Annotated in this window: 17 protein-coding genes and 1 riboswitch; of the genes, 16 read left to right on the top strand and 1 reads right to left on the bottom strand. The window is 38.2% G+C overall.

Translation table 11 applies throughout. The annotated features are described in order from the left end of the window. The first annotated feature begins 11 nt into the window (after positions 1-11). The 7 genes from ACZ5OK_RS09300 to ACZ5OK_RS09270 all read left to right on the top strand — a co-directional run bounded on the left by ACZ5OK_RS09300 (position 12) and on the right by ACZ5OK_RS09270 (position 5,317). The gene (locus ACZ5OK_RS09300) at positions 12-623 is read left to right on the top strand and encodes a chromate transporter (RefSeq protein ID WP_343836213.1); all 612 of its coding nucleotides are present in this window, start codon (positions 12-14) and stop codon (positions 621-623) included. Beyond that, complete coding sequence (locus ACZ5OK_RS09295; RefSeq protein WP_343836210.1) at positions 624-1,151, top strand: chromate transporter; 528 nt, start codon at positions 624-626, stop codon at positions 1,149-1,151. It abuts the gene before it with no gap. 76 nt (positions 1,152-1,227) lie between these two features. Next, positions 1,228-2,478 carry a hypothetical protein gene (locus ACZ5OK_RS09290; protein ID WP_343836208.1) on the top strand — a complete coding sequence of 417 codons (1,251 nt, stop codon included), beginning with the start codon at positions 1,228-1,230 and terminating at the stop codon, positions 2,476-2,478. A 278-nt stretch (positions 2,479-2,756) separates the two neighbouring features. Next, positions 2,757-3,332 carry an ABC transporter ATP-binding protein gene (locus ACZ5OK_RS09285; protein ID WP_343836204.1) on the top strand — a complete coding sequence of 192 codons (576 nt, stop codon included), beginning with the start codon at positions 2,757-2,759 and terminating at the stop codon, positions 3,330-3,332. Further along, a complete protein-coding gene (locus ACZ5OK_RS09280; protein WP_343836202.1) occupies positions 3,325-3,684 on the top strand; it encodes an ATP-binding cassette domain-containing protein in 360 nt (119 codons plus the stop codon). The genes ACZ5OK_RS09285 and ACZ5OK_RS09280 overlap by 8 nt, the downstream gene beginning before the upstream one ends. Continuing rightward, positions 3,620-4,012 (top strand): DUF3021 domain-containing protein, encoded by a 393-nt coding sequence (locus tag ACZ5OK_RS09275; RefSeq protein ID WP_343836200.1) that lies wholly within the window; start codon positions 3,620-3,622, stop codon positions 4,010-4,012. The genes ACZ5OK_RS09280 and ACZ5OK_RS09275 overlap by 65 nt, the downstream gene beginning before the upstream one ends. 150 nt (positions 4,013-4,162) lie before the next feature. Then, the gene (locus tag ACZ5OK_RS09270; RefSeq protein WP_343836198.1) at positions 4,163-5,317 is read left to right on the top strand and encodes a lactate 2-monooxygenase; all 1,155 of its coding nucleotides are present in this window, start codon (positions 4,163-4,165) and stop codon (positions 5,315-5,317) included. Between the two features lie 98 nt (positions 5,318-5,415). Here the strand turns inward: ACZ5OK_RS09270 and ACZ5OK_RS09265 are convergent, their stop codons facing one another. Next, complete coding sequence (locus ACZ5OK_RS09265; RefSeq protein WP_425542158.1) at positions 5,416-5,856, bottom strand: cell wall hydrolase; 441 nt, start codon at positions 5,854-5,856, stop codon at positions 5,416-5,418. An 84-nt stretch (positions 5,857-5,940) separates the two neighbouring features. On the opposite strand from ACZ5OK_RS09265, the gene ACZ5OK_RS09260 reads away from it, so the two are divergent. The 9 genes from ACZ5OK_RS09260 (at position 5,941) to ACZ5OK_RS09220 (ending at position 12,392) form a co-directional block, all read left to right on the top strand. Continuing rightward, positions 5,941-6,165: a hypothetical protein gene (locus tag ACZ5OK_RS09260; protein WP_464758741.1), complete on the top strand. Its 225-nt coding sequence runs from the start codon at positions 5,941-5,943 to the stop codon at positions 6,163-6,165. Positions 6,166-6,373: 208 nt separating this feature from the next. Beyond that, the gene (gene ddlA, locus ACZ5OK_RS09255) at positions 6,374-7,474 is read left to right on the top strand and encodes a D-alanine--D-alanine ligase (protein ID WP_343836192.1); all 1,101 of its coding nucleotides are present in this window, start codon (positions 6,374-6,376) and stop codon (positions 7,472-7,474) included. Between the two features lie 414 nt (positions 7,475-7,888). Beyond that, entirely contained in the window at positions 7,889-9,001 is a 1,113-nt protein-coding gene (gene eutH, locus ACZ5OK_RS09250) for an ethanolamine utilization protein EutH (RefSeq protein WP_343836190.1), read from the top strand. Between the two features lie 2 nt (positions 9,002-9,003). Further along, positions 9,004-9,129: a hypothetical protein gene (locus ACZ5OK_RS09245; RefSeq protein ID WP_343836188.1), complete on the top strand. Its 126-nt coding sequence runs from the start codon at positions 9,004-9,006 to the stop codon at positions 9,127-9,129. Positions 9,130-9,175: 46 nt separating this feature from the next. Continuing rightward, on the top strand, positions 9,176-9,676 hold the full coding sequence (locus ACZ5OK_RS09240; RefSeq protein WP_343836186.1) for a GNAT family N-acetyltransferase: 501 nt from the start codon (positions 9,176-9,178) through the stop codon (positions 9,674-9,676). Between the two features lie 230 nt (positions 9,677-9,906). Continuing rightward, entirely contained in the window at positions 9,907-10,308 is a 402-nt protein-coding gene (locus ACZ5OK_RS09235; protein WP_343836185.1) for a nuclear transport factor 2 family protein, read from the top strand. Positions 10,309-10,312: 4 nt separating this feature from the next. Further along, positions 10,313-10,816 (top strand): GNAT family N-acetyltransferase, encoded by a 504-nt coding sequence (locus ACZ5OK_RS09230; RefSeq protein WP_343836183.1) that lies wholly within the window; start codon positions 10,313-10,315, stop codon positions 10,814-10,816. Between the two features lie 26 nt (positions 10,817-10,842). After that, entirely contained in the window at positions 10,843-11,145 is a 303-nt protein-coding gene (locus tag ACZ5OK_RS09225; RefSeq protein ID WP_343836181.1) for a hypothetical protein, read from the top strand. A gap of 704 nt (positions 11,146-11,849) precedes the next feature. Further along, the gene (locus tag ACZ5OK_RS09220; protein ID WP_343837704.1) at positions 11,850-12,392 is read left to right on the top strand and encodes a site-specific integrase; all 543 of its coding nucleotides are present in this window, start codon (positions 11,850-11,852) and stop codon (positions 12,390-12,392) included. A 63-nt stretch (positions 12,393-12,455) separates the two neighbouring features. Next, positions 12,456-12,563, top strand: a riboswitch (TPP riboswitch). Positions 12,564-12,641 lie beyond the last annotated feature (78 nt).

Raw genomic sequence — 12,641 nt, 5'->3', positions numbered from 1 at the left:
AGGTTATAGATATGACACATTGGCACCTTTTCTTAGCCTTTTTCCGAGTAGGAATTTTCGGCTACGGGGGAGGCCCATCCTCGATCCCTCTTGTACAAAAAGAGGTGGTTGAAAAGTATAAGTGGCTGGACGATGAAGAATTTGGTAATATTCTTGCATTGGGAAATTCACTTCCTGGACCAATTGCAACTAAAATGGCCGGTTATATTGGTCACAGAGTATCCGGAATTCCTGGGATGATTAATGCGGTATTGGCTACCATCATCCCGACTATAGTACTAATCATTATTTTATTAACCTTCTTAAGTTCGTTTAGTAATTTAGGTTGGGTAAATGGCATGACAGAGGCTGTTGTTCCTGTGGTCGGAGTAATGCTTGCTCTATTAACGTATGGTTTTGTAAAAAAATCTCACAAAGCGAATGGCTGGCTGATTACGATTGTTTTGTTAGCTGCATCCTTACTTTTAATCGAATGGTTCAGTGTACATCCGGCTGTATTAATTGCTGCAATCCTGCTTTATGCACTGATTAAGCCTGTTCCTGATGATCAGTCAGGTAAAGAGGAACATGTGGTTAAAAACACCACTGCTGAAAATGGTACACGAGAGAAAGGAAAATCATAGATGATTTATTGGGAAATATTTATTGCCTTTTTCATTCCGGGTATCCTCGGTTATGGAGGTGGTCCAGCCTCCATACCTCTGGTGGAAAATGAAGTGGTCGATCGGTTTGGCTGGATGACAGTCAATGATTTCAGTGAGATGCTGGCCATGGCGAATGCATTGCCTGGTCCTATAGCCACAAAAATGGCCGGATTCATTGGGTTTGAACAGGGAGGAATTTTAGGAGCACTTGTTGGGGTATTCGCCATCGTTGCCCCATCTCTTATTTTAATGATTACCTTACTAAAGGTTTTATTAAAATTTAAGGATTCCCCGCGTGTTAAAAGACTGACAGCCTTGATTTTACCGACGATTGCCATTCTTCTTGGGGTTATGGCCTTTGATTTTTTTCAAACAGCTTATGAAGGTTCCGGCGTCTGGCATACACTTTTTTTAGCCATTGTCAGTCTGGTTTTACTGGAAAAAGTTAAGGTTCATCCTGCTTTTGTGATTTTAGGAGCGTTGGTTTACGGCGCTTTATATTTATAAAAGTACGATAGAGGAAGGTTAAACATACCACCAATGATACATACTGATAGGGAGTATCGACATTGGTGGTGATTTTTTGTCTGTACGTATCTTTTTGCTGACAGCTGTCTTTCTATTTTTTAATTCAGCACCTGTTCTTGCTGTTGAGCAAACAGCCCTTAAGGATATGAAGGCCGCTTTTATTCGTGATGGAGACTTATGGATATATGAGAACCAGGAAGAAATACAAATAACGAAAGAAGGGGATGTGTTTGCACCACAATGGTCTCATGATGGTCAATGGCTGCTCTATCAGAAAAACGTAGAAGTTGAACCAGGAGATTATAAAAAGGCACAAACGGAAATATGGGTCTATCATGTTCAAACAGGGGAGAAGAAAAAAATCTTCTATAATGGACGTAATCCAAAATGGTCTCCGGAAAAAAATCTCGTGGCCTTTCAAAGCGATGAAGTTCTAAACATATCTGATTTGGATAGATTCTATAATGTTGAGCTTGGTGTAAACAGCTATCAGTGGGTGCCTGATGGGAGTGGCTTTCTTTTGTCCTCTCAGGCTGATTTGCTACCTGATGGGTGGACAAGTCCAATTCTTTATAGAAAAACCATAACCGCGCCTTTAAGTGATGTCAAACTGCATAAGAATGTCCAGCGACTTCTTAAGATTCCGAAAGAAGTCGAAAAAGGGGAGACCTCTATTTTATCCATTGGTGCTGGTCACTTTTCTTTTTCCCCGAGTGGAAAATGGACTTCCTTTATCATTTCACCAACCGCCTCCTGGTCCATGGACAGCAATATGGTGAGCGTCATGACAAATGATGGCTCTACTTTTAAGGTGCTTGATGAGGTCATTCTGGGTGTCGGAAAACCGAAGTGGGCTCCCGATAAAGACCGACTTGCCTATATTGCAGGTGGAGGCAGAATTGTATTAGGATTTAAGGATAAAGACTTGAAGGTTAAAGAAATGCCTGTGAACCAAACATTTACTCCGGACGATTATGCCGAACTCGATTTCTCCTGGATCGATAACGAATCGCTGGTGACATCCCGAGTGGAGGAGAGGGAATGGTCAAATGAACCCGGCAGACACCCATTGCCAAAGCTGCATCGCATAAATATAACAAACAAACAACAGGAAACAATCACAGAGCCACCAGAGAATTTGGGAGATTATAAACCAATGTACTTGGATTCCAAACAAATGTTTGTTTGGTTCAGAGGAAAGTCCCTGACTGATACAGATAAAAATGTATGGGTAGCAGATCGTGATGGTACGAACCATAAAAAGTGGTTGGAAAATGTTGAAAATCTAACATTATATACCGAATGATTTCATCTTCTTTACCGGCTTTCATAACCATGGAATTTCAGGTCTAAAATAGTGTAAGCAGTCCGTTTTATAAATTTTTAATGGGCTGCTTTTTTATTTTCTTAAAAGATTACATTATTGAAGACGAACCGGGATAAAAAATAAACGATAACGGCAAAATCTTACACAACAAAATTAGCATCTGACTCCAATATAATCACATGTTATGTTCTTTAAAACCATTATTTTGGGAATGTTCCTACAATGAAGTTAATCCGTTTTAAAAGGTGGTGCTTTAAATGTTATCTGTTCAGGAGGTTTCAAAGCAATATAAAAATTCCAGGGCATTAAACAGTGTTAGTTTAACTTTTGACAAGGGGAAGTGTTTCGGTATCGTTGGTCCTAATGGGGCTGGGAAATCTACCTTAATGAAAATTATTGCCAATGTTATCCAAGAGTATGATGGGGAAATCATCTCCTCTGACCGCACCGGTAACCATTCACTGAGAAAAAGTATTACAGGCTACGTGCCTCAGGAAATCTGTCTTGAAGAAAAATTGCCTGCTCTGGTAAATTTGCAATTCTATGGTCAACTATATGGGTTAAAAGGACGGGAACTTCATGAACGAGCTCAGGAAGTATTAAGAGACATTGGGTTAACGGACTATGGAAAAGAAAAAGTATCGATTTTTTCCGGTGGGATGAAAAGACGCTTAAATATAGGTTGTGCGCGTATGCATAACCCCCATATTGTGATCATGGACGAACCAACTGTAGGAATTGATCCTCAATCCAGACACCATATTTTCAACCCGATCGATCAACTAAAAAAAACAAGGACGTACCATCATTTATACCAGCCACAATATGGATGAAGTCGAGCGACTTTGTGATGATATTGCATTGATCGATAAAGGGACCATTATCGAAAAAGGAAGCTTATCTCAACTTTTACAAAAATATTCTAAAACCTCTGTTTATGTAAAAGGAAATATCACGAAGAATACACTGGATTCATTTGGAAGCGTACAAACAAAAAATGATGGGTTTATCGTATTGACGAGTGATCCATTAACAACCTTAAAAAGATTGATTGATTATTTCTGCGATCATTCTATTTTTCCCGATCAGCTTGAACTGGCAAGGCCTAAATTAGAAGAGTATGGTTGGAATCGGCTTTGCAGGTATTTATACCTTTGTTGCGCTTACCTTTTTAATGATATTTAATGTTCCTGCAAGTGTGTCTGTAATTTGGGTGAACATGCTGGGAAGTATATTTATTGGTATTTATTTTGGATTAGCATCTCGTATTTTTGAAATACAAAAGTGGAGTCCTTTAAAGAAAACCATTATTCATCTTACACTTTCTATTATTACCTATTATTCTGTTGGCTTAGCAATTGGATGGGTGCCATTAGAGCTCCTGCCTTTAATACTTAGTTTCATAACTTTCATTTGTGTATATGCGATTTTCTGGTTTAGCTATACACTATATTATAAAAGGTTAGAAACGTCAATGAATGACTATTTAAATCACCATAAAGATAGAGAATAATCAAATTTGTAAGGGGTTGACTTAGTCGACCCCTTAAACTATATTTTAACCCTATTATTTTTTGAACAATTCTGATAATTATTTGACCAATCGCTTCCCTCTGGTGTAAAATGTGAAATAAATGAAACCGTTTTCTAAAGGGGTGGGGGTATGAGTTTTGGTAATGAAGTACAAGCAATGGTCTACCAGGGGGTTGAAAAGAATATAATCCCTCCATCATTTGAAAAGCTGGAGCAAAAAGCGAAGGAACATTTAGATGCAAAGCCCTATGATTATGTGGCAGCGTCTGCAGGAGCAGAGATGACAAAGAGGAAAAATAAACAGGCATTTGAAAAGTGGAACATCATCCCAAGAATGCTCCGTGATACATCAAATAGAGATCTGAGTACTGAATTATTTGGAAGAAAACTATCATTTCCCATTTTGTGTGCTCCAGTGGGTGTTCAATCGATTATACATCCAGAAGGTGAACTGGCCAGCGCCCGTGCTGCAGCAGCTATGAATGTTCCGTTTGTTGCAAGTACAGCTTCTACATATAATCTGGAAAAAACATCTGAGGTTATGGAGGATAAGGAACGTTGGTTTCAACTCTATTGGAGCAGTGATCGTGAAATTGCCGCCAGTATGGTTAAGCGTGCGGAAAAAGCGGGATACAGTGCCATTGTGATTACCCTGGATACGCCTATGATGGGCTGGAGAGAGAAGGACATTGATCACGCTTACTTACCATTTCTTCAGGCAGAGGGAATCGGTAATTATTTAAATGATCCCGTCTTTTTATCACGTTTAGATCAATCTCCGGAAGAGGATATGACATCAGCTATTCTGTTATGGTCACAAATTTTCGGTAACCCTTCTTTGACCTGGGGAGATTTGGACTTTATCAAAGCCCAGACTTCACTTCCAATTGTGTTAAAAGGGATTTTACACCCTGAAGATGCAAGGCTTGCTGTCCAGCATGGGGTAGACGGAATTATTGTAAGCAATCATGGAGGAAGACAGGTAGATGGAGCCGTGCCCGCTATTGATGCATTACCGGAAATTGTCGATGCTGTTGAACATCGTATCCCTGTACTTATGGATAGTGGAATACGAAGAGGCTCAGATATTATAAAGGCTTTAGCCATCGGCGCAAGAGCTGTTTTAATCGGAAGGCCCTATATGTATGGGTTGGCTTTGGCAGGAGAGGACGGTGTTAAACAGGTCCTCAGGAATCTAATTGCCGACTTTGATCTGAGTATGGCTTTATCAGGCAAAACTTCCGTTGCTGAATTAAACAGAGAAATTCTTAGAAAGGAATCATAGCTTTGCTTAACATATAGATTCCAGTTATGGATATGGCCCAAAAAATTATTTCCTAATAACATCCCCCACATAATGCGGGGGATGTTATTAATATCTTATTAATATCTATAAGCACTTTCGCATGTATTAGCTACTGGTTCATAATAACAATGTTGTTTATACTGTCCTGTATGCGGTTGGCCGTACCATGAAGGAGGACATTCACCATACGGATTAAAATACCAAAGAGCAAACTTAGAAGGATGCTGTCTCCAATATTTCACAACTTGACGAGCTAATCTTCTTTCTAATTCTCTGGCAGGTCTATAAAACAAATTCCCTTTTTGTACCGCTTCAAAAGCAAAATTTCCGCCTTGAACCTGAAAAATTACCTCTCGTATGGACCTTACATCTTCAAAATCCAAACAATCAGCTTTCGCTCGATTTACAATGACATTCCCAACCATAAGCATTCCCAGACGTCCTTCACCCTCGGCTTCCGCTCTCACCATCCTTGCTATTAAATCAATATCTTTTTGGTTATATGCTACTCTTGCCACTACCATCACCTCTACAAAATTGTATGAAATAATCTATAAAAAATGTAAGCTTTTCAGAATTTTTGTCTGATTGGCATGTACCAAATGTACCAAGCATTTAAAGATCATGAGGAACAACTTGTCGAAATGGCAGTAATTTGGAATAATTGTTATGAAGAAAGGGAGCAAGTCCCGATTCACTGGGATGATGAAATTCAGTGGTTTATGATTTCAACTCTCAAATTTTACAGAATGAATAAACCGAATGACACGAATGCATTCATAAACGCAGGATATTCATCGAATGAATTTATGGAAGTAAATTCTTAAGGAGATGGCCATTCCTGCATATCTTATTTACAGCACTTTTGCTAAAATAAATGATAAGGAGCACAAAAGGACCAGAAAATACATAAGTAAACTACAAAAACATACACTGCCTTTTTATAATCATCCGGAAAATTGGTTCAATATGTCTACAGTCCATTAAGAGGATGATGTAATGTAAAGTTCGTGTTTTCATTATGGAGGGAAGAACATGACAAACAAAAGAAGAGTTGGAATTATTTTTGGCGGAAAGTCCGCTGAGCATGAGGTATCCTTACAATCTGCCAAAAACATTGTGGATGCCATTGATCCGGAAAAATATGAGGTGACCCTTCTCGGCATTGACAAAGAGGGAAAATGGCATATTAATGACCAATCTCACTATTTACTTAATAAAGAAAATCCAAAGCTCATTCAATTAAATAAATCCAATGACCATGTGGCGATTATTCCAGGTGAGACAGATCATCAACTGATTAATGCAAACGGTAATGTGGAGCTGGATCAACTGGATGTTATTTTCCCGATTGTACATGGTACTTTAGGAGAGGATGGAAGTCTGCAGGGAATGCTGCGTTTAGCTAATATTCCTTATGTAGGTACAAATGTATTGGGGTCTGCGGTCTGTATGGATAAGGATATTGCGAAACGTTTGATGAAGGATGCAGGGATAAGCGTAGCAGAGTCCATTACTGTAAAGAGAAGAGAAAAAGACCGTATTCATTTTGATCAAGTTAAAGAAAAGCTGGGGATCCCGTTTTTCATTAAACCGGCGAATCAGGGTTCTTCAGTTGGTGTAAGCAAAGTAAATACAGAGGAAGAATTTAAAGAAGGAATTCGGGAAGCATTTGCGTATGATCATAAAGTACTTTTAGAGGAAAATATCGAGGGCAGAGAGCTTGAATGCTCTGTACTCGGCAATGATGATCCCATTGCATCCACCCCGGGAGAAATTTTGCCACAAGGAGAATTCTACTCCTATGAAACGAAATATATTGATGAAAGCGGGGCTCTGCTGGAAGCACCGGCGAACTTAAATGAAGAAGAAATGGAATGTATGAAAAAAACAGCTGTTCATGCCTTTAAGGCCCTTGAATGCGAGGGAATGGCACGCGTTGATTTCTTTATGAAGAAAGACGGTACTTTAGTCTTAAATGAAATTAATACATTACCTGGCTTCACAAAAATCAGTATGTATCCAAAGCTTTGGGAGATTAGCGGAATTCCTTATTCCGAGTTGATCGACCGGTTAATTGAACTTGCGATTGACCGATATGAGCAGGATGCACAATTGAAAAGTTCAATTGACTAATGAATCTGAAAGCGTGCTTCTAATTGGAGGCGTGCTTTTTTACTAAAATTTAAAATTGCAATAATTGCATAAATCTGACAAAATATAGAGAAATAACTATTTGGAGAGAGGGTATAAAACGGTGGGAAGGAATAGAAAGTCGATGGAACTTAAAACGAAGCTGAAAAACATCTATTGTCACATGAATTAACGGTAGCTAATTTCAGAATCAAGACAAATGTAACAAACTTCTATAAAACACTTTATTTCAGTCTATTTCATAAGCAAACTGGAAAACAAACGAGACTAACTATAGAAAACGCCTAAAACCCTTCATAATCAGATGTATGGGATTTAATAACAAACGATACCGCCATCGTTTCTATCCCGGCTATAGAATAGATTTTAGATTTAAAAAAGAGGAAAGAGGAAAATATGGGTATCAACGACATCATTGTTATTATTGTAGTTTGTTTTCTTATATTAGGTGCAATTGATCATATGCTCGGAAATAAATATGGATATGGCGAGCCGTTTACGGAAGGGTTTATGGCCATGGGGAGACTAACCTTAGCCATGGTTGGAATTATCTCGCTCGCACCTGTTCTGGCTAATGTACTAACACCTGTCATTAAGCCTGTTTACTCCTTCATTGGTGCTGACCCTGCTTCCTTTGTAAACTCCCTTCTTGCCCTGGATATGGGTGGATACGCATTAGCCCGGGAAATGTCACTGTCTCCTGATGCCGAGCTGTTTTCCTGGGTGTTTTTAGGTACTATGCTGGGACCGACGATTGTCTTTACCATCCCTGTTGCACTGGGAATCATCAGAAAAGAGGATCATCCCGTATTTGCTAAAGGAATTCTGATTGGTATGATCACGATCCCTGTAGGATGCTTTGTCGGGGGAGCTGTTGGTGGATTTAATCTGGTGATGATTCTTAAAAACCTGTTTCCTGCAGTGATTCTATCCATGTTTATTGCCGTGGGATTATGGAAAATCCCCAATCAAATGATAAAGGGTTTTAAAATCTTTGGGGAAGTTATCAAAATAATTGCGATTACCGGCTTAACAGCGATTGCTATAGAAACGATGACAGGTTTTATTGTGATTCCCAACATGACACCTGTAACTGAGGGGTTCCAAATTGTCGGAACCATTGCACTGTTTCTGGCCGGAGCTTTTCCAATGGTCACTTTTTTACAGAGAGTTTTAAAGAAACCATTAGGAAAACTTGGTCATTTCCTTAGGGTTAATGAAACATCCATAGCAGGACTAATTTCATCATTTGCTCATCATATCCCGATGTTTATGATCTTTAAAAATATGGATGAGCGGGGAAAAGTGGTAAATGTGGCCTTCGCGGTGAGTGGTGCCTTCGTTTTTGGCGGGCATCTTGGTTTTGTTGCCGGTATCGAGAAAGAAATGGTGTTTGCAATGATCATTGGCAAGTTAACAGGAGGTTTTACAGCCATTCTATTGACATTCTTTTTCATGGGAAATCAAAACAGACAGGGTCAATCCGTTAAGAAAGGGGAGATAACGTAAATATGCTGGGAATAGCTATTTATATTCTATCTTTGTTTATCCTATATGCAGTTGTATCAGCAGCCGTACGTAATGGTATTGACGGTTCCAGATTAGTCAGCTCCTGGAAAAACAGGAAGAAGGCATGAAGACACCGATCATGATTTAGATGATTAACAGATAGGAGATGGAAATATGCATATCAGAACTATTCGTTATAATGACGCAGAACCATTGATGAATTTAATCAGAGAAGTGGAGGCAGAATCTCCTTATATGCTGTATGGAGCTGGGGAAAGAAAGCCAAATCTGAAAAAGCAGAAGGAAATGATTGATCGTATATTAAAAACTGACAATTCTACAGTTTTAGTAGCAGAATTAAACAGTTCATTAGCAGGTTATGCCATGGCTATAGGAGGCAGTTCACCCAGAAATCAGCATTCTGTCCATTTGGTAATAGGCATGTTATCCATACATCAGGGAAAGGGATTAGGTACTCAATTACTTGAAGAACTGGAGAAGTGGGCGGTTGAAAATAAACTTCACCGGCTGGAATTAACTGTCGTAAGTAAAAATTATTCAGCCATTGCGTTATATGAAAAAATGGGATTTATAAGAGAAGGAACGAAGCAGGATTCACTTTATATTGATGGACAACTTTTTGATGAATATTATATGGCAAAGATACTGGCGTAGTTTAAACCATAAATGTGTTCATACATTGCAAAAATTACTTCACTCAGAAAAAGGGGGGATTTACTTTATGTATTTATCTCCTGGAGAAAATATAAAGGACACAAAAGACCACCCAGGAATAAACAGCCAAAAAGCTTAGAAGAGGTAAAAGCAGAAGAAAAGACAAAATCTCAGATTAAAATGAGCTTCTTTTCATCTGGTGATTAGTGTTAATCGAGGTGCATAATAAAATGGATAACTCAATGAATAAAGATCTCAAACAGCAACTGAAAGCGTTAGAAGAAAAACATATAAATTTGGAAGTCCGAAAAAACAGGGACCAATTAGACCGAATACTTTCGGATGATTTTTTTGAAATCGGCAGTTCAGGCAGGATTTTTGGTAAAAAAGAATGTCTTGAGAGTGGTGTTGCTCTAACAGAAATGACGATACATAACTATGAAATCTATCCACTGGCTGCCGGTGCAGTATTATCCATTTATTATATTAGGGATAATACCAGGAAACGAAATACTTTAAGAAGTTCTATTTGGAAACAAATTAATGGCAGATGGCAGCTTTATTTTCATCAGGGAACGAATACAGACCTGAAAATTGGTGATATAACAAACTCAAATAGAGAAGGTGTGTAAAAATATGCCCTATATAAAAACGGATAGACTTACCTTAGTTACGTTTACCGTTGAAATGATGAAAGCCTCATTAGTCAGCAATCGTGAATTAGAAAAGCTCACAAATTTTCATGTTCCTTCAGAGTATCCAATGGAGGTTTATAAAACATTACTCCCTTATAAAATTGATCGATTTAGCCAGTATCCAGAAGAAAATGAGTGGGAAGGTATTCTTCTTCATACCGAAGACCATGTCATTATTGGAGATATGGGATTTAAGGGTGGACCAGATGAAAATGGAGAGATGGATTTAGGCTATAGCATTCTTCCAAGTTATCAAGGGAATGGCTATGCAACCGAAATGGCAATGGCAATTGTTCAGTGGGGTTTTCAACAGCCAAAAGTTAAGAAAATTACAGCTAGCTGTTCAGATCAGAACCATCCTTCTTTGCGAGTGTTAGAAAAGGCAGGTTTTAAACCAACTAGAAAAAAGAACAATGAAATCTATTGGGTTATTGATGATCTGTGATAAATAAAACTTCAAGGAGGATTCATATGGACATATTATTCCTTCTAGCAGCAATTTTTGTGTTATTGTTCGCTTTGAAGAGATTGTCAATGATTACTTTTGCCGAGGATGATACTGTTTTAAAAGCGGTGAAACATAAAGCTCTCTCACTGTTTTGGGTTGTTTTGATCATATCGGCGTTTATTTATATTCCCTATAAGGTCTGGGTATTAACGGGTCGTTCTCATTATTGGGACGGAGCATACATCATAGGTGGAACGGCACTATTAACGATCATCATTAGTTTTGTTTTTTATTATAAAATATCTTCCATAAGAATTTTTCGCTAGTAAAGAATAGCAAAGGACTTAACATATCCCTAAAATATGTTAAGTCCTTTATTTTATCACGCATTAACTGGCTGTAATCCCCCCACTTCAGGTCTAGAGGGTAACCCAACAAGACGTGGGGATAAACGGCCAGTAAATTCCTGATAAGTTCAGATAAGTTCAACTAACCATCAGTGGGGGATGGAGAAAACCCCCACTGATGGAAGTTTCACTTTATGGATTGAAGAAAATGTAAAGAAACAAATTCTTTATTATGTTTCATTATGAAAACCCAATGAAAGCTTTATATAATAACTATTTAACAGGTTGACCATAAAATAGTATTATATGGTATAATACATATTGAAGAGATTCGTTCATGAATTTATTGGTAATCAAAGATTCTATAATGGGAAAAAAACATTATATTTGTAAAACTATGGCAGCAACTTAAAGGCCATTCTCGCAAAATGAGATGGGGAACAGGTCGTCAGATTTCGATTCATTTCCACAGAGAGCTTACATAAAATGGGGGTGAGAATGTGAATAAAAAACCTTATGCAGAACACGTTTATTTAACAGATGGAGAATATATGTATTTAGTCAACAAGTACGGCGAATATGAATTAAATAGAAAGATTGAAAAATTAAATCAATCCAAAAAACGGAATCCTAAAAGAAAAGAAAATATTAAATCTGATTTCCATGCCATCATAAGTAAGGGAATGCAGACAGTGGAGCCTATTCGGGACCGGCTGTTAATTGAAGAAATGAAACAGGAGTTAAGAAAAACTTCAGAGCGAAACTACTTTTTATTCGTTATGGGAATCAATACCGGACTGCGTATCAGTGACCTGTTGCCACTTCAGGTGAAGGACGTCAGAAACCAAACTCATATTACGCTTAAAGAAACGAAAACGAGAAAAAATAAGCGTTTTTTATTAAATGCTGAATTGCGGGGCATTATTGCTGATTATATACGTGACAAGGAAGATGACGACTATCTCTTTCCTTCCCATAAAACCGACTTACCTCTGCAACGGGTTCAGGCCTATAAAGTATTAAATCAAGCAGCGAAAACAGTGGGGATCCAAAATTTTGGAACCCACAGCCTGCGTAAAACGTTTGGTTTTTGGCATTACACCATGAACAGGAATGTTGCCTTGCTGCAGGATATTTTTAATCATTCCTCTCCTGAGATTACCCTTCGTTATATTGGGATTAATCAGGATATTGTTGACCAAAGTCTGGAGCATTTTAGTCTGTAATTTTTTAAATGATGTTGACAATTTGGTAAACCATGGTTACGATAATACAAAATGAATAGTTTTACGGACCACTAGGGGAGCCTTCAAAAGGCTGAGATTAAAGTCCGGACTTTAAGACCCTTGGAACCTGATCCAGTTTATACTGGCGTAGGAAAGTGGAGTGCTGTATATATCCATAAGTGTATACAACAACCACTTTCTTTACGCGAGGTAAGGGAAGTGGTTTTTTATTGGTTAAAAAATTTATTG

It is taken from the genome of Salinibacillus aidingensis (genome assembly GCF_055393355.1).
Note: the sequence above shows the minus strand (reverse complement) of the source record. Positions and strands in the feature narration are given on the sequence as shown.